At 73.8% G+C, this 16,340-nt stretch carries 15 protein-coding genes; 12 read left to right on the top strand and 3 right to left on the bottom strand.

Features of this window, described 5'->3' with window-relative positions:
* Positions 1-49 precede the first annotated feature (49 nt).
* From ACQPZA_RS28515 to ACQPZA_RS28490, 6 genes are read left to right on the top strand one after another with little or no spacing between them, the layout of a single operon-like run.
* Positions 50-838 (top strand): hypothetical protein, encoded by a 789-nt coding sequence (locus ACQPZA_RS28515; protein WP_433275238.1) that lies wholly within the window; start codon positions 50-52, stop codon positions 836-838.
* On the top strand, positions 835-3,471 hold the full coding sequence (locus tag ACQPZA_RS28510; RefSeq protein ID WP_433275237.1) for a valine--tRNA ligase: 2,637 nt from the start codon (positions 835-837) through the stop codon (positions 3,469-3,471). The genes ACQPZA_RS28515 and ACQPZA_RS28510 overlap by 4 nt, the downstream gene beginning before the upstream one ends.
* Complete coding sequence (locus tag ACQPZA_RS28505; RefSeq protein ID WP_433275236.1) at positions 3,468-4,955, top strand: bifunctional folylpolyglutamate synthase/dihydrofolate synthase; 1,488 nt, start codon at positions 3,468-3,470, stop codon at positions 4,953-4,955. Before ACQPZA_RS28510 ends, ACQPZA_RS28505 begins: the two co-directional genes overlap by 4 nt.
* Positions 4,952-5,329 (top strand): DUF4233 domain-containing protein, encoded by a 378-nt coding sequence (locus ACQPZA_RS28500; protein WP_433275235.1) that lies wholly within the window; start codon positions 4,952-4,954, stop codon positions 5,327-5,329. The genes ACQPZA_RS28505 and ACQPZA_RS28500 overlap by 4 nt, the downstream gene beginning before the upstream one ends.
* Positions 5,330-5,365: 36 nt before the next feature.
* The gene (gene ndk, locus ACQPZA_RS28495) at positions 5,366-5,776 is read left to right on the top strand and encodes a nucleoside-diphosphate kinase (protein WP_169397166.1); all 411 of its coding nucleotides are present in this window, start codon (positions 5,366-5,368) and stop codon (positions 5,774-5,776) included.
* On the top strand, positions 5,773-6,312 hold the full coding sequence (locus ACQPZA_RS28490) for a GNAT family N-acetyltransferase (protein ID WP_433275234.1): 540 nt from the start codon (positions 5,773-5,775) through the stop codon (positions 6,310-6,312). The genes ndk and ACQPZA_RS28490 overlap by 4 nt, the downstream gene beginning before the upstream one ends.
* Here the strand turns inward: ACQPZA_RS28490 and ACQPZA_RS28485 are convergent.
* Both ACQPZA_RS28485 and ACQPZA_RS28480 read right to left on the bottom strand, forming a co-directional pair.
* On the bottom strand, positions 6,224-7,153 hold the full coding sequence (locus tag ACQPZA_RS28485; protein WP_433275233.1) for an MBL fold metallo-hydrolase: 930 nt from the start codon (positions 7,151-7,153) through the stop codon (positions 6,224-6,226). The two genes, ACQPZA_RS28490 and ACQPZA_RS28485, sit on opposite strands and share 89 nt — an antisense overlap.
* Positions 7,150-7,728 carry a TetR/AcrR family transcriptional regulator gene (locus ACQPZA_RS28480; protein WP_169397167.1) on the bottom strand — a complete coding sequence of 193 codons (579 nt, stop codon included), beginning with the start codon at positions 7,726-7,728 and terminating at the stop codon, positions 7,150-7,152. The genes ACQPZA_RS28485 and ACQPZA_RS28480 overlap by 4 nt, the downstream gene beginning before the upstream one ends.
* A gap of 90 nt (positions 7,729-7,818) precedes the next feature.
* On the opposite strand from ACQPZA_RS28480, the gene ACQPZA_RS28475 reads away from it, so the two are divergent.
* The 4 genes from ACQPZA_RS28475 (at position 7,819) to ACQPZA_RS28460 (ending at position 11,414) form a co-directional block, all read left to right on the top strand.
* Positions 7,819-8,742, top strand: a complete 924-nt coding sequence (locus ACQPZA_RS28475; protein ID WP_169397168.1) for an ABC transporter ATP-binding protein — start codon at positions 7,819-7,821, stop codon at positions 8,740-8,742.
* 118 nt (positions 8,743-8,860) lie between these two features.
* Positions 8,861-9,697, top strand: coding sequence for an ABC transporter permease (locus ACQPZA_RS28470; protein ID WP_433275232.1), 837 nt, complete (start codon positions 8,861-8,863; stop codon positions 9,695-9,697).
* Positions 9,694-10,515, top strand: coding sequence for an ABC transporter permease (locus ACQPZA_RS28465; protein ID WP_169397170.1), 822 nt, complete (start codon positions 9,694-9,696; stop codon positions 10,513-10,515). The genes ACQPZA_RS28470 and ACQPZA_RS28465 overlap by 4 nt, the downstream gene beginning before the upstream one ends.
* Positions 10,516-10,622: 107 nt before the next feature.
* A complete protein-coding gene (locus ACQPZA_RS28460) occupies positions 10,623-11,414 on the top strand; it encodes a hypothetical protein (protein WP_433275231.1) in 792 nt (263 codons plus the stop codon).
* Here ACQPZA_RS28460 and ACQPZA_RS28455 read toward each other — a convergent pair.
* Complete coding sequence (locus ACQPZA_RS28455) at positions 11,411-13,705, bottom strand: hypothetical protein (RefSeq protein ID WP_433275230.1); 2,295 nt, start codon at positions 13,703-13,705, stop codon at positions 11,411-11,413. The genes ACQPZA_RS28460 and ACQPZA_RS28455 overlap by 4 nt on opposite strands.
* Before the next feature lie 140 nt (positions 13,706-13,845).
* On the opposite strand from ACQPZA_RS28455, the gene ACQPZA_RS28450 reads away from it, so the two are divergent.
* Positions 13,846-15,801 (top strand): TIGR03960 family B12-binding radical SAM protein, encoded by a 1,956-nt coding sequence (locus ACQPZA_RS28450; protein ID WP_433275229.1) that lies wholly within the window; start codon positions 13,846-13,848, stop codon positions 15,799-15,801.
* Positions 15,794-16,315, top strand: coding sequence for a GNAT family N-acetyltransferase (locus ACQPZA_RS28445; RefSeq protein ID WP_433275228.1), 522 nt, complete (start codon positions 15,794-15,796; stop codon positions 16,313-16,315). The genes ACQPZA_RS28450 and ACQPZA_RS28445 overlap by 8 nt, the downstream gene beginning before the upstream one ends.
* The last annotated feature ends 25 nt before the right edge of the window (positions 16,316-16,340 follow it).

Here is a 16,340-nt window from a genome sequence, read left to right as displayed (position 1 = left end):
AAAATCCCGGGGAGGTGCGCATCGGGCCGTCCGCAGGGAGGATCGCGGCATGCGGACGGTGTGCGGAGTGGCGCGGCGGGTCCGGTCGCTCGTCCCGGGTGGTGCGCGGCAGCCGGGCCGGGTCGCGGAGGTGCTTCCGCTGGCTGGCGGGCGCAGGCCGCTGCTCGGCGAGCACATGGGCGAGCAGCGCCGCGGCGACGCGCGCCTCGACCAGGTGGACCGGACGGCCTGCGGCAGCGCCGTGCTCGTCGCGCTGGCGGCGTGGGCCGACCCCGCCGAGATGCTGCGGCTGGACGGGGAGGCGGTGGCCGGTGCGGCCACCGCCTCCGGCACGACCGTGGCCGACGCGCACGGCGTCGCGAGCGGGTTCGGCGCCCGGTACGACGCACGCCAGCAGCAGGTGCACCGCCAGACCAACCGCTTCTGGCCCCGGGCGCTCGGCACCACGCCGTGGGGGATGGTGCGGTGGCTGCGCCGGCACGTCCCCGGCGCGGGGCCCTACCGGGTGCGGCTGGTGGACGACAGGTCCCGCGCCGACCTCACGGCCGCCCTCGACGAGGCGACCGCAGCCCTCGCGGCGGGCCGGCCGGTGCCGATGCTGGTGGGCTCGCTGGTGCCGCGGCACTACGTACTGGCGCTCGGTGTGCTCGACGCCGACAGCTGGCGCGTCTACGAGCCCGGCAGCGGGCGGGTGCGTGCGCTGGACCTGCGCCTCGTGCGGCAGCGCCGGACGGCCCCGGTGCTGGGCTTCCACCGCCTGCACGCCCTCCTGCTCCCGCCCCCCGGGGTGGGTGCGCGGAGAACCGGGTCGACGGCGGCTCGTAGACTCGAAGGGTGACCGACACCCTCCCATCCCGCACTGCCGACCTGCCCGCCCAGTGGAATCCGGGTGAGGTAGAGGCCGGTATGTACCAGCGGTGGGTGGAGGCCGGTTACTTCACCGCCGACGCGTCGAGCGACAAGCCGTCGTTCAGCAACGTCATCCCGCCGCCGAACGTCACGGGCAGCCTGCACATCGGCCACGCCTTCGAGCACACCCTCATCGACGTCCTGGTGCGGCGCCGCCGCATGCAGGGCTACGAGACGCTGTGGCTGCCCGGCATGGACCACGCCAGCATCGCGGTCCACGCGCTGGTCGAGCGCGCGCTCGCCGCGGAGGGCACGAGCCGCCGCGAGATGGGCCGCGAGGCGTTCGTCGAACGCACCTGGCAGTGGAAGGCCGAGCACGGCGGCAAGATCCTCGACCAGATGCGCCGCCTCGGCGACAGCGTCGACTGGTCGCGCGAGCGGTTCACGATGGACGAGGGGCTCAGCCGGGCCGTCGGCACCATCTTCAAGCGGCTCTACGACGACGGCCTGATCTACCGCGCCGAGCGGATGGTCAACTGGTCGCCGGAGCTGCGCAGCGTCCTGTCCGACGTCGAGGTCGAGCACCGCGAGGTCGAGGGCGAGCTCGTCTCCATCCGCTACGGCGACGGCGACGACTCGGTGGTGGTCGCCACCACCCGCGTCGAGACGATGCTCGGCGACACCGCCATCGCCGTCCATCCCGACGACGAGCGCTACACGCACCTCGTCGGCCGGGAGATCGAGCTGCCGCTGGTCGGGCGCATGATCAAGGTCGTGGCCGACGAGCACGTCGACCCGAGCTTCGGCACCGGCGCGGTCAAGGTCACCCCGGCCCACGACCCCAACGACTTCGAGATCGGGCGGCGCCACGACCTGCCGATGCCCTCGATCATGGACGAGTCCGGCCGGATCGCGAACACCGGCACGGAGTTCGACGGCATGGACCGCTTCGAGGCGCGCGTCGCCGTGCGCGAGGCGCTCGCGGCGCAGGGCCGGATCGTCGCCGAGAAGCGGCCCTACCTCCACAGCGTCGGGCACTCGTCGCGGGGCTCGAAGGAGCCGATCGAGCCGCGGCTGTCGCTGCAGTGGTTCGTCAAGGTCGCGCCGCTCGCGAAGGCCGCGGGTGACGCCGTCCGCGACGGCCGCGTCGCCGTCCACCCGAAGGAGCTCGAGCCACGCTGGTTCGGCTGGGTCGACAACATGCACGACTGGACGATCAGCCGGCAGCTGTGGTGGGGCCACCGCATCCCGGTCTGGTACGGCCCCGACGGCGAGATGGTCTGCGTCGGCCCGGACGAGGAGCCGCCGGCAGGCTGGACGCAGGACGAGGACGTCCTCGACACGTGGTTCTCCTCGGCCCTGTGGCCGTTCTCCACGCTGGGCTGGCCCGACGAGACCCCCGACCTCGCGAAGTTCTATCCCACGTCGGTGCTGGTCACGGGCTACGACATCCTGTTCTTCTGGGTCGCCCGGATGATGATGTTCGGCCTCTACGCCATGCAGGACCGGGGCCCGGAGAACGCGATCCCGTTCCACACCATCGCGCTGCACGGGATGGTGCGCGACCAGTTCGGCAAGAAGATGTCGAAGTCGTCCGGCAACTCGGTCGACCCGCTGGAGTGGATGGACCGCTACGGCACCGACGCCCTGCGCTTCGCGCTGGCGCGCGGAGCCAACCCGGGCACCGACGTCCCGATCGGCGAGGACGCCGTCCAGGCGTCGCGCAACTTCGGCACCAAGCTGTGGAACGCCACCCGGTTCGCCCTGTCCAACGGGGCGTCCCCGGCGCTCCCGCTGCCCGCCGCGCCCACCGACGCCGACCGCTGGATCCTCGGGCGGCTGCGCGAGGTCCGCGAGCAGACCGACGCGCTGCTGGAGGACTTCCAGTTCGCCAAGGCGGTGGAGGGGCTCTACCACTTCACCTGGGACGAGCTGTGCGACTGGTACGTCGAGCTGGCCAAGGTCCAGCTGCGTGACGAGGCCACGGCCGACGGCACCCGTGCCGTCCTCGGGCACGTCCTCGACGCGCTGCTGCGCCTGCTCCACCCGGTCATCCCGTTCCTCACCGAGGCGTTGTGGCAGGGGCTCACCGGTCGGGAGTCGGTCGTCGTCGCGGACTGGCCGGTCGACGCCGGGGTGTCCACCGACGCCGCGGCCACGGCCCGGGTCCTCGACGTGCAGCGGCTGGTCACCGAGGTCCGCCGCTTCCGCACCGAGCAGCGCGTCCCCGACAGCCGCCGGATCGCCGCCCGCCTCGTCGGGCTGGACGAGGCCGGACTCGGGGCGCACCGCGCCGCCGTCGGCTCGCTGGTCCGCCTCGACCCGCCGGGAGCGCAGTTCGCGCCCACCGCGTCGTTCGAGGTCGGGCTGGCCGGGGGCACCGTCCACGTCGAGATCGACACGTCGGGCGCCATCGACGTGGCCGCCGAGCGTGCGCGGCTGGGGCGCGACCTGGCCGCCGCGCAGAAGGAGCTCGACCAGGCGGACAAGAAGCTGGGCAACCCCAAGTTCGTCGAGAAGGCGCCCGCCGACGTCGTCGACGGCATCCGGTCACGGCGCGCCGCGGCCGCCGCCGACATCGACCGGATCGAGGCCAGGCTGGCCGCCCTGCCCGCATCATGAGCACGCCATCCGACGAGCTGCCCGAGGGCGAGGGCGAGGTCCGGTCGCCCGAGCAGCTGGCCGAGGACACGGTGGTCTCCCACGTCCTCGACGCCATCCGTGGCGGGGAGAGCCCTGACGTCGTGCCCGCCCAGTCGACGGTGATCGGCTTCGCCGAGTTCCTCGCCGCCGACGCCGAGCTCGACCGGCGGGCGCCGGAGACGGTGATCGAACCGTCGCTGGAGCGGATCGCCGCGCTCGTGGACGTGCTCGGCGACCCGCACCGCGGCTACCCGATCGTGCATCTGACCGGCACCAACGGGAAGACGTCCACGTCCCGGATGGTCGACGCCCTGCTCACCGAGATCGGTCTGCGCACCGGCCGCTACACGAGCCCGCACCTGCAGCGGGTCACCGAGCGGATCACCATCGACAACCGGCCGATCACGCCGGAGCGCTTCGTCGAGATCTACCGGGACGTCCTGCCGTTCGCGGAGATGGTCGACGCCAAGCTCGGCACGCTGTCGAAGTTCGAGGTGCTCACGGCGATGGGCTTCTCCGCGTTCGCCGACGCGCCGGTCGAGGCGGCCGTCATCGAGGTCGGGCTGGGCGGGCGCTGGGACGCCACCAACGTCGCCGACGGCAACGTCGCGGTGATCACCCCGATCGGGCTCGACCACCAGGAGTTCCTCGGCACCGACATCCTCGGCATCGCCAGGGAGAAGGCCGGGATCATCAAGCCCGGCGCGGTGGCCGTGCTGGCCGCGCAGGACAAGGCCGTGGCCGAGGTGCTGCTGGAGCGCTGCGTCGAGGTGGACGCGCAGGTGGCCAGGGAGGGCGCCGAGTTCGGCGTGCGCGAGCGCGAGATCGCGGTGGGCGGCCAGCGGCTCACCCTGCAGGGCCTCGCCGGCACCTACGACGACATCTTCCTGCCGCTGCACGGCGAGCACCAGGCGAGCAACGCCGTGCTGGCGCTCGCCGCGGCCGAGGCGCTCATCGGTGCCGGGCCGCGGCAGCCGCTCGACCCCGACGCCGTGCGCGCCGCCTTCGCCGGTGTCGCCTCCCCGGGGCGGCTCGAGCGGGTCGCGGCAGGTCAGGGTGTGCCCACCGTCCTCATCGACGCCGCGCACAACCCTGCCGGCGCCCGCGCGCTGGCCACCGCCCTGACCACCGACTTCCGCTTCACCCGGCTCGTCGGCGTGCTCGCGGTGATGCGCGACAAGGACGTCCGCGGCATCCTCGAGGAGCTGGAGCCCGTGCTGCACGAGGTGGTCGTCACGGCCAACTCCTCGCCGCGGGTCATGGACCCCGACGAGCTCGGCGCGCTCGCCGTCGAGGTCTTCGGCTCCGACCGGGTGAGCGTGGAGCCCGTGCTGGCCACGGCCGTGGAGCAGGCGGGGGAGCTGGCCGAGGAGGCCGGCGAGTCCGGGGTGGGCGTGGTGGTCACCGGTTCGGTGGTCACGGCCGGTGAGGTGAGGGCCCTCTTCGCCAAGGAACCGCTGTGACCGTTCCCGACCCCATGAAGGGCGTGCGCGGGGTCTTCGCCGCCACGCTCGTCCTGGAGTCGATCGTGGTGGCGCTCTCGCTGCTGGTGCTGTCGAAGTTCGGCGACGGCGCCACGCCGCTCGCGGTCGGGGTGATCCTGGCCCTCGCCGTCGCGATGGTCGTCGCCGCCGGGGTGCAGCGGCGACCATGGGGGCTCCGGCTGGCGCTGGCGCTGCAGGTCGTGATGGTCGCCTGCGGCCTGCTGGTGCCGGCCCTGGGTGTGATGGGCGTGGTGTTCGTGCTGGTGTGGGTCGCGCTGCTGCTGCTGCGCCGCGACCTCGCGGGGAAGATGGCCCGCGGAGAGCTCCCCAGCCAGCAGCTGCGGGATCCCTGACGCGGCCCCCTCGCGGGCCGTGGATACCCTGGACGCGTGACTGAACGCACCCTGGTCCTCGTCAAGCCCGACGGCGTCGAGCGCAAGCTCATCGGCGAGGTACTCGCCCGCATCGAGCGCAAGGGCCTCGACATCGTCGCGCTCGAGCTGCGCACCGTCGAGCGCGAGCTCGCCGAGCAGCACTACGCCGAGCACGACGGCAAGCCCTTCTTCGGCGACCTGCTCGAGTTCATCACCTCGGGCCGGGTGCTCGCGGCCGTCGTCGAGGGCCCGCGGGCCATCGCGGCGTTCCGCCAGCTCGCCGGGGGCACCGACCCCGTCGCCAAGGCCACGCCGGGCACCATCCGCGGCGACTTCGGGCTGGAGACGCAGTTCAACCTGGTCCACGGCTCCGACTCCGAGGAGAGCGCGGCCCGGGAGATCAAGCTCTGGTTCCCGAACCTGTGACGCCCGCCGCCGACGAGCCCTTCGTCAGCGGCCCGCACCTCGTCCGCGAGGTGCATCCCGATATGGACACGGCGCTGGGCACGCTCTGGGTCGCGGTGACGCGGGCGGGCGGGGCCGTCGGCTTCGCCCCGGACGCCCCCGAGGCCGACATCCGCGCGGCCGCGGTGCAGGCGGTCGAGGATGTCCGCGCCAAGCGCCAGCAACTCATCGTGATCGGCGCCGACCACACGCTGGCCGGCACGGTCTTCCTGCGCACCGGCGTGGGCGTGCAGGCCCACCGGGCCGACGTCCTGCGCCTCATGGTCCGCCCCGACCTGCAGGGTCGCGGCTGGGGCCGGACGCTGCTCGACGCGGCGGTCGCCCACGCCACCGCGCTCGGGCTGGAGCAGCTGATGCTCTCCACCCGCGGTGGCACCGACGTGGCCGGCTTCTACCTGAGACGGGGCTTCACCGAGGTCGGGGTGTGGCCGGAGACGCTGCGGCTCGGCCCGGACGACCTGCGCGACGAGCACTGGTTCCAGCTGCGGCTGCGCTGAGGCCGCCGGCCACCCGGCCCCGCTGGGCGGTCCGCAGCTCCACGGGGTCGTGGGCGCTGAACACCGTGATCTCGTCGCCGTGGTAGCGCACCAGCTCGCGCAGCCTGTCCCGGTTGGCGAGGCGGAGCCCGCGTACGGTCTCCATCCGGTTCTGGATGAAGCGCAGCCCCGGGGAGCACCAGGGCGCTTCCGGGCGCATCTCACCGTGGAAGAGGTAGGCGTCGCCTGCGTGCAGCAGCCAGCGGTCGCCGTCGCGCACCGCCACGCCCGTGTGCCCGACGGTGTGGCCGATCAGCGGGACCAGCAGGATCTCCGCCGGCAGTCCGGGAAGCTCGCGCACCGCCTCGAAGCCGAACCACTTCTCGCCCTGCGGGTCGTGCGGTGCCCACCGGGTCACGTGCGACCAGTGGAGGCGCGGGTAGCGCATGCGCTCGGCGCTGGTGCGCGCGGCGGTCGCCGCCTCCAGCTCCGTGCGCAGCACGTGCACCTGGGCGTCGGGGAAGTCCCGCAGGCCGCCTGCGTGGTCGAGGTCGAGGTGGGTGAGCACGACGTGGCGCACGTCGGACGCGCTGTATCCCAGCTGCTCGACCTGGCGCAGCGCGGTCTCCGCGATGTCGAGCACCGGTCGGGACCGCCACTGCCACCCTCTGCTCAGTGACGCGTCCGGATCGGTGACGTCGCCCGTTCCGAGCCCGCTGTCCACCAGGACGAGGCCGTGGTCGGTCTCGATCAGGAGGCAGTGGCAGACCAGCTCGGCGGTGGCGAGGAGGGGCCCCGTCCCGCTCACCAGCCTGCCGCCGAAGGGCCGCATCGTGCCGCAGTTGAGGTGGTGGACCTTCATAGCGAGCTCCGTTCGTTGTCGAGAAGGACCCGCAGGCGGCTGCCGACCGCGCGCAGGGGGGCGACGTCGCGGCGGGTCCGGGCGAGCAGGAGGGCGCCTTCGACCGCGGCGAGGACGACGGTGGCGAGGTCGTCGGGTTCCGTTACCCCGGCCGCGCGCAGGTGGTCGGCCACGAGCGACTGCCACGAGCCGTAGACGTCGGCGCAGGCCGTGCGGACGGCGTCGTTGTGGGCCGCGGTGTCCAGGGCGACCGTCGCGACCGGGCAGCCCTCGCGGTAGCCGGTGGCGGCCAGGTGCTCCCCGAGCGCGGCGACGGCACGCTCCAGCGCCTCCGCGGGGTCCGGCGTGCTCGCCAGCGTCGCGGCGAGCGCGGCTCCGAACTCGGCGCCGGCCAGCTGTACCGACTCGACCGCCAGCTGCTCCTTCCCGCCGGGGAAGTGGAAGTAGAGCGAGCCCTTCGGCAGCCCGCCTTCGGTGAGGACCTGGGTGAGGCCGGTGGCGTGGTAGCCCTGCACGCGGAACAGGTCCGCCGCGGTCCGGATCACGCGCTGACGGGTGGTGGATCGATCAGGCACACCATGACTATAGAGACCGGTCTACTAGTTAGCCAGGGCCCCGATCAAACGGCGCGATTTTTGTCGGGCTCGCCGGTTACCGTGCTTCTCGTGGCGGATGGACTGGTTCAGGCCCGCGGGCTGCGCAAGCGCTTCGGCGACTTCGAGGCGGTCCGCGGTGTCGACGTCGACGTCGCCCGTGGTGAGGTGTTCGGCTTCCTGGGTCCCAACGGCGCAGGCAAGTCGTCCACCATGCGGATGATCGCCTGCGTGTCGCCCCGCACGGACGGGTCGCTGCAGGTGCTCGGGATGGATCCGGACGTCGACGGCCCGCGCATCCGCGCCCGCATCGGCGTCGTCCCCCAGCTCGACAACCTCGACGCCGAGCTCACGGTGCGGCAGAACCTCCAGATCTACGGCCGCTACTTCGGGCTCTCCCGGGCGCACGTGCGGGCCAAGGCCACCGAGCTGCTGGAGTTCGCCCAGCTAACCGACCGCGCCGACGACGAGGTCGAGCCTCTTTCCGGCGGGATGAAGCGCCGCCTCACCATCGCGCGCGCACTGGTCAACGAGCCGGAGCTGCTGCTGCTCGACGAACCCACCACCGGTCTCGACCCGCAGGCGCGCCACCTGCTGTGGGAGCGGCTGTACCGGCTCAAACGCGAGGGCGTCACCCAGATCATCACCACCCACTACATGGACGAGGCCGAGCAGCTGTGCGACCGGCTCGTCGTGATGGACGGCGGCGTGATCGTGGCGGAGGGGTCACCTGCCGAGCTGATCGAGCGCTACTCCACGCGCGAGGTGCTGGAGCTGCGGTTCGACCCCGCGCTCCGGCCCGAGGCGGCGGTCATCGCGCCGCTGGCCGAGCGGGTGGAGGAGCTGCCCGACCGGTTGCTGCTCTACACCGCCGACGGCGAGCACACCCATGCCGAGGTGGCCCGAGCCGGCTTCGTGCCGCTCTCGGCGCTGGTGCGGCGCTCCTCGCTGGAGGACGTGTTCCTCCGGCTCACCGGCCGCACCCTGGTGGACTGATGAGCGAGCCTGCGAGCGAATCATCGACACAGCGCCCTTGCGAAGCGTCGACCGAGCGCAGCGAGGCCGTGCGATGAGCGAGCTGGCGAGCGAATCATCGGCACAGAGGGAGCCTGCGGTGAATGCGGCGCTCCAGGGTGCCGGGCCGCGGTCCACCGGTCGGGCACCGGGCCGGTGGGGCGGGATCCTGCTGGTGGTGGAGCACTTCTGGACGTGGTACCGGCGCAACTGGCGGGCCACCGCCGTGTCGTCCGTGCTGCAGCCGCTGCTGTTCCTGCTGGCCTTCGGGGTCGGGTTCGGGTCGCTGGTCGCCGGCACCGGCAGCGCCGCGGAGGCCACCGGGGGTGTCGACTACCTGGTGTGGCTGGCGCCGGCGCTGCTGGCGGTGTCCACGGTGCAGAGCGCGGCGTTCGAGTCCACCTATCCGGTGCTGTCGGGGTTCAAGTGGCAGCGGTTCTACCACGCGATGGCGGCGAGCCCGATCTCCCCGGCGCAGGTGGCGCTCGGGCACCTGGTCTGGGTGGCGGCCAAGATGGCCGGCTCCGGCGCCATCTACGTCATCGTGATCGCCCTGTTCGGGGGCGTCGCGAGCGCGGGCATCGTGGTGTCGCTGCTGGCTGCCGTGCTCGCCGGAGCGGCGGTGGCGGCGCTGGTCACCGCGTTCTCCGCCACGCGGGAGAACGAGGGTGCGGCGTTCAACGCGCTGTTCCGGTTCGTCGTCATCCCGATGACGCTGTTCTCGGGCACGTTCTTCCCGGTCGACCGGCTGCCGGAGTGGGTGCAGCCCCTCGCGCTCGTCTCTCCGCTCTGGCACGGCACCGAGCTCGCCCGCGCGGCCGCGCTCGACCGCTGGCAGCCGCTCGCGGCGCTGGGGCATCTCGCCTACCTCGTCGCGCTGCTCGCGCTCGGGATCGCGCTCTCCACCCGATTCTTCGCCAGGAGGCTGGTCCGGTGACCACGCAGGCACCCGCGCCCGTCCCGTGGCTGCGGCTGTTCCCCGCCGGGAGCTACGCCGGGCGCTCCCACGCGTTGCTGCTCCGGTCGGCCACGGCGTCCGGGCGCGCCTGGCTCGCGTTCGTCTCCGGGTTCTTCGAACCGGTCTTCTACCTGATCGCGATGGGCCAGGGGCTCGGGTCGCTGGTCGGGATGCTGCCCGGGCCCGACGGCGCGCCCATCAGCTACGCGGCGTTCATCGCTCCCGGGTTGCTCGCCGCATCGGCGATGAACGGGGCCGTGTTCGACGCCACCTTCAACGTCTTCTTCAAGCTCAAGTACGGCCGGCTCTACGAGGCCATGCTGGCCACGCCGCTCGGGCCGGTCGACATCGCACTCGGGGAGATCGGCTGGGCGCTCATCCGCGGCGGCCTCTACGCGCTGGGGTTCCTGTCGGTGATGGCGGGCTTCGGGCTGCTCGTCTCCCCGTGGGCGCTCCTCGCGCTGCCCGCTGCGCTCGTGGTGGCGTTCGCGTTCGCCGCCGTCGGCATGGCGGCCACCTCGTTCATGCGGTCGTGGCAGGACTTCGACCTGGTCACCCTGGCGATCCTGCCGATGTTCCTGTTCTCCACCACGTTCTATCCGCTCTCGGTGTACCCGCGGTGGCTGCAGATCGTGGTGGAGTGCCTGCCGCTGTTCCATGCCGTCGAGCTGATGCGGGGTCTCACCACGGGCGTGGTGCACCTCGGGATGCTCGGCCATCTGACGTACTTCGTGGTGATGATCGCGGTCGGAGTCACGGTGGCATCGCGCAGGCTGGACGTCCTTCTGCTCCGCTAGAACCGGCCCATGGCCGATCTTCCGCTCGCCCTCGCGGCCTGACCCGTCACCGACCCGTCATCGACTCGGTTGGCCGGGCGCCCGTGAGCAGGCCGACAATGGCTGCCATGACGGTAACGTCCCAGCGGCCTGCGCTCGTCGACCTCGTCCGCACCATCGTGGTGGTGCTGCTCGCGGTGCTCCAGATCGTCGTCTCGGCGCTCGCCGGAACCGGGGGAGTCGGGGAGCCCATCGGGGTCGTTGCCCGCGACTACGCCACGCCGTTGCTCGCTGCCGGGTGGGCGTTCGCCATCTGGGCGCCGATCTACGCCGGGTTCCTCGCCTACGCGGTCTACCAGGCGTTGCCGGGCCAGCGGGGGCGGCAGATCCACCGGGAGATCGGCTGGTGGCTCGCGGTGTCGGCCGTGCTCAACGCCGGCTGGGTGCTGTCGTTCGGGGCTGGCTGGCTGCCACTGGCCGAGCTGCTGATCCTCGCCCTGCTCGTCGCGCTGGCCGTCGTGTTCGGGCGCCTCACCCGCCAGCCGGCCGAGAGCGTGCTGGAGCGGGTCGTGCTGCGCGGCACCGTCGCGCTGTACACGGGATGGGTGTCGTTCGCCACCGCGCTCGGTACCGCGGCCACCGGGGTGTGGGTCGGGCTGCCGGGCACCGGGGCGCTGGCCGCGATCGCGGCGGTCGTCGTGCTGCTGGCGGTCGCGGTGATCGCCTCGTGGGTGGTGCTCTCCGGCACGGCAGTCGTCGGCTACGCGGTCGCGGCGGTGTGGGCGGCCGCCGGGATCGCCCTCAACGACCCGCCTGCCGGAGTGGTCGTCGCCGGGGCGATCGCGATCGTGGTGGTCATCGCCGCCACCACCCGCAGGCTCACCACGGCGGGCAACCCCATGCGTGCCGCCTGGGGTTAGGGAAGGTCCACCCGGAGCACGTCGCCTGCGTCGTAGGCCATGAGGCCGCCCTCGGCCGCGAACAGCCCGAGACCCACCAGCCGCCGGTCCTGTGCCACCACGGAGACGCCGCCGTCGTCGCCGACCGCGAGCACCACGTCGTCGGCCACCACCACCGCGCGCCCCGCCCGGTCGAGGGCCACGGTGGCCCGGGGCAGCGCCAGCGCGGCGGGCGCCACGCCGCGGGCCAGCTGGACGGCCACCGGCGTGATGTCGCCTGCCCGGCCGCCCGCGTCGATGACGGTGCCCAGCACGCGGTCGCCGTCGAGGGTGAACAGGCTGCCGTCCACGAGCACCCAGCCCCGGCCGTCGGCGCGGACGACCCCGCTGCCGACCCGGCCGTCGAGGACCCGCACGGCCGTGCCGCCGTCGATCCGGAACGCGCCCGCCGGTGTGGCGAGCAGCGGTGGGCGGCCGCCGAGGTCGGGGACCAGGCCGGTGGCGCCTCCCGCGCCCGCCGCCGGGTCGGGCCCGGCCGGCAACCGCTGCTCGCCCGCGGCGGTCCCGTGTACGAGCGCGATCGGAGCGCCGTGCCCGGGGGCGGACTCGAGCCACCACACGCCGCCGGCACCGTCGGGCCACACCCGCCCCGGGGTGCCGTCCCGGCGGGTGCCGACCGGCGTGCGCGTCCCGTCGGCGGCGACCACGGCCACCTCGGCGCCCGGCCCCGCGGTGCCGGCCGCCCACCGCCCGTCCACGCCCAGGGGCACCCCGAGCGTGTCGCGCCCGGCCCGGGCCACCGGCACCAGGCCGACGGGCCGGGCCACCGGAGCCGGGTGCGGGGTGCACGACGAGGGCGGCGGTGGGAGGTCGCCGAGCGCGGAGTCCGGCCGCGGGAGCCGCCACAGCGCCGGGCCGTCGGCCCCGGCCAGCGCGAGCACGACGTCGCCCGCCGGAGCCACCGTCAGCGCGGCGACGGCACCCGGCAACGGTGCCGCCACGGCCCGGAGGTCCCCGCCCGGGTCCAGCCGGACGAGGCGGGCTGCCGCGGCCTCGCCCGCGACGAACCAGATGCCGCCCCCCGCGTCGACGGCGAGAGGGCTCGGGCCGGGGAGGAAGCTCGCCGGGCCGGAGCCGGTGATGCCGCAGCCGGGGTCGAGCCCGCCCGCCAGCACCGTGACCTCCGCGCGGGCGGTCGGCCCGCTCGAGAGGCGTTCCAGGCGGACACCGGCGGCCTGCGCGACGAACCGCAGGCCGCCGTCGCGCACGGGCAGCACCGCGGTGACGTCGATCGGGGTGCTGTCGGTGGGGCCGAGGATGGTGAACACGGGCAGGAACGTGCCGGCGGCGGACTGCGTGCCGTCGCGCTCGGCGAGGTCGAGGAGGCGGGCGGTGCCGGGCGGGTCGCCGGTGGCGCGCAGCCACACCACGCCGTCCGGGCCGGGCGGGCTCGCGGCGCTCACGCCGTGCACGGTGACGGCCACGGGGTCGGCGGCGTCGAGCCCCGTCACCGTCAGGGCGTCCGCGGCCGACCAGCGCACCACCCGGCCGCCGCTCACCCCGAGGATCGACGGGCCGGCGGTCGAGGGTGGGTCGTGCGGGGTCACGGCGAGCACGTCGGCCCGCCCGCGGGCGTCCACGACGGCGAGCCCGTCCCGGCTCGCGGTACCGACACCGGCGTCGAGGGCGACGACCCTCGTCCCGGCCGACCCGGCGAGCCCGGTCGTGCCGCTGCGGAACTGCGGTGCGTCCAGCCCGGCGACGCGCACGAACGGCCCGGCGGAGCGGTCGCCCATGGCGGGACGGGCCCCGCCGGGCAGCAGCGGGACGGCCGCTGCCACGAGCGCCACGGCGAGGAAGTCGGCGACGAGGACCCCCACCACGGTGGCCCGGGGCGTCCGGACCGCCGCCAGCACCACGACACCCGCTCCCGAGAGGATCGCGATCACGGCGCCCGCCGCTGCGGAGCCACTCCAACCGGCGAGCACCCACACCCCGGTCGCGACGAGCCCGGCCCCGGCCGCCACGAGCAGCACCCGGGCGGTCACGGCCCAGCGCCCCCCGCGCCGTGACCGCAGCAGCACCACGCTCACGGCCGCCACGACGAGCGCGGCCAGCAGGACGGTGCGGAGTGGGCCGAGCAGCTCCCAGCCCGGCCAGCGCGCGGCGGCGCCCGGCAGCGCGGGACCGACGCCGAGGAGCACCACGGGCTGCCGCGGTGCGGTCCACCACGGCAGCGGCAGGGTCACCAGGGGCACGACCGCCAGCGCGGCAGCGGCGAGCAGGGCAGGTGGTATGCGTCCGACGGTCATCGGCGCGCTCCCTCGTTGGTCCCGGCGATCACCGTACCGACCTGCGGGCCCGGGCCGGAGGCCGCGCGGTCGGCGGCCGCCCCGATGGTGGGACTACCCTGGACCAGCATGACCGGCGACGCACTCACCTCCGAGGCACCATGACCGCTCCGTCCGTGTTCGCCGACCTCGAACCGCTGCTGCCGCGTGTCTCCAAGCCCGTGCAGTACGTCGGCGGCGAGCTGAACGCGCAGCTCAAGGACTGGGAGTCGGCCGCGGTGCGGTGGGCGCTGATGTACCCCGACGCATACGAGGTGGGGCTGCCCAACCAGGGCGTCATGATCCTCTACGAGCTGCTCAACGAGCGGGCCGACGCGCTCGCCGAGCGCTGCTACGCCGTCTGGCCCGACCTCGAGGCGCTGATGCGCGAGCACGGGGTGCCCGCCTTCACCGTCGACGGGCACCGGCCGCTCGGAGCCTTCGACCTGCTCGGCGTGAGCTTCTCCACCGAGCTCGGCTACACCAACCTGCTCACCGCGCTGGATCTCGCCGGGATCCCGCTGCACGCCACCGACCGCGGGATCGACCATCCGGTCGTGGTCGCGGGCGGCCACGCGGCGTTCAACCCGGAGCCGATCGCCGACTTCGTCGACGTGGCCGCGATCGGCGACGGCGAGGAGGTCGTCGGGGACATCACCGACGTCGTCAAGGAGTGGAAGGCCCAGGGCAGGCCCGGTGGCCGCCGCGAGCTGCTGCTGCGCCTGGCCGCCGTCGACGGCTGCTACGTCCCCTCGCTCTACGACGTGACCTACGGCGACGACGGCGCGATCACCGCGGTCGCGCCGCTCGACGAGCGCGTCCCGCGTACGGTCACCAAGCGCACCACGAGCGACCTGGACGCCTGGCCGTACCCGAAGCAGCCGCTGGTGCCGCTGGCCGAGACGGTGCACGAGCGGGCCAGCGTGGAGATCTTCCGCGGCTGCACGCGCGGCTGCCGGTTCTGCCAGGCCGGGATGATCACCCGGCCGGTGCGTGAGCGGTCGCTGGCCGGCATCGGCGAGATGGTCGACTCGGCGGTGCGGGCCAGCGGGTTCGACGAGGTCGGGCTGCTGTCGCTGTCGAGTGCCGACCACTCCGAGATCGCCGAGATCACCAAGGGCCTGGCCGACCGGTACGAGGGCACGAACACGTCGTTGTCGCTGCCCAGCACCCGGGTCGACGCGTTCAACATCGACCTCGCCAACGAGATCTCCCGCAACGGCCGCCGCTCCGGGCTCACGTTCGCCCCGGAGGGCGGGTCCGAGCGGATCCGGCGGGTGATCAACAAGATGGTGTCGGAGGAGGACCTGATCCGCACCGTCTCCGAGGCGTTCGCGCAGGGCTGGCGGCAGGTGAAGCTCTACTTCATGTGCGGGCTGCCCACCGAGGAGGACGAGGACGTCCTCGAGATCGCCGGGATGGCCCACCGGGTGATCCAGGCCGGTCGCGCGGCGTCCGGGCACAACGACGTCCGCTGCACCATCTCCATCGGCGGGTTCGTCCCGAAGCCGCACACCCCGTTCCAGTGGGCCGCCCAGGCCCACCCCGACGTGGTCGACGAGCGGCTGCGCAAGCTGCGCGCCGCCGTCAACAGCAACCGCAAGCTCGGCCGCAACGTCGGGATGCGCTACCACGACGGGCAGCCCTCGCTGATCGAAGGCCTCCTCGCGCGCGGGGACCGGCGCGTCGGCCGGGTGATCGAGCGGGTGTGGCGCGACGGCGGCCGGTTCGACGGCTGGAGCGAGCACTTCTCCTACGAGCGCTGGACGGGTGCCGCGGCCAGCGAGCTGGAGCCGCTCGGCGTCTCGCTCGACTGGTTCACCACCCGGGAGCGCGGTCGCGACGAGGTGCTGCCGTGGGACCACCTGGACTCCGGGCTGGAGCGCGACTGGCTCTGGGACGACTGGCAGGACGCCCTGTCGGGCCGCGAGCAGGACGACTGCCGGTGGACGCCGTGCTTCGACTGCGGCGTCTGCCCGTCCACGGGCACGGACATCGAGGTGGGGCCGAGCGGCACCACGCTCATCCCGCTGACCGTCGTGAACCCCCTGTCCGGAGGCCCGGGCACGAGTGGCTGATCGCACCGGTTCCGGTCCACCGCTCGGAATCCGGGTCGCCGACGAGCGCGACGTGGTCGCACTGGCCCAGCTGCGCCGCGCCTGGCTGGAGGAACGCGCGGGGCGACCGGTCGAGGATCCCGGTTTCGAGGCCGCGTTCGAGCAGTGGTGGCGGGTGGAGCTGCCGCGCCGGACGTTCTGGCTGGCCGAGGTCGGGACGCCGCGCAGCGGGTTCACGGCCATCGGTTCCATCAACGTGGTCGAGATCGTGCACATGCCCCGTCCCGGCACGCGCGGCGGTCGCATCGGGCACGTCGGCAACGCCTTCGTGCTGGCGGCCTTCGCCGACCGCGGGGTGCCCGCGGCCCTGCTGTCCGCGGCGCTGGAGCACGCCAGGGAACGCCGCTACCGGCGGCTGCTGCTCGCCCCCACGTCGGGGAGCGCGGCGTTCTACCGGCGGGCCGGCTTCGCGTCGGCGGGGGAGCAGCTGCTGTTGCTCGATCCGTCGACCCTTCCGGCGCCGCCACCGCCCTAGGGGGTGTCCCGCGGATCTTCAATCG

This window comes from Pseudonocardia xinjiangensis, assembly GCF_050948425.1.
Taxonomy (GTDB): Bacteria; Actinomycetota; Actinomycetes; order Mycobacteriales; family Pseudonocardiaceae; genus Pseudonocardia; species Pseudonocardia xinjiangensis.
Note: the sequence above shows the minus strand (reverse complement) of the source record. Positions and strands in the feature narration are given on the sequence as shown.

Excerpts from the sequence above, each read along its gene's own strand:
- ACQPZA_RS28515 (WP_433275238.1), top strand. The coding sequence starts at position 50 with ATGCGGACGGTGTGCGGAGTGGCGCGGCGGGTCCGGTCGCTCGTCCCG.
- ACQPZA_RS28460 (WP_433275231.1), top strand. The coding sequence starts at position 10,623 with ATGACGGTAACGTCCCAGCGGCCTGCGCTCGTCGACCTCGTCCGCACC.
- ACQPZA_RS28485 (WP_433275233.1), bottom strand. The coding sequence starts at position 7,153 with ATGAAGGTCCACCACCTCAACTGCGGCACGATGCGGCCCTTCGGCGGC.
- ACQPZA_RS28455 (WP_433275230.1), bottom strand. The coding sequence starts at position 13,705 with ATGACCGTCGGACGCATACCACCTGCCCTGCTCGCCGCTGCCGCGCTG.
- ACQPZA_RS28450 (WP_433275229.1), top strand. The coding sequence starts at position 13,846 with ATGACCGCTCCGTCCGTGTTCGCCGACCTCGAACCGCTGCTGCCGCGT.
- ACQPZA_RS28505 (WP_433275236.1), top strand. The coding sequence starts at position 3,468 with ATGAGCACGCCATCCGACGAGCTGCCCGAGGGCGAGGGCGAGGTCCGG.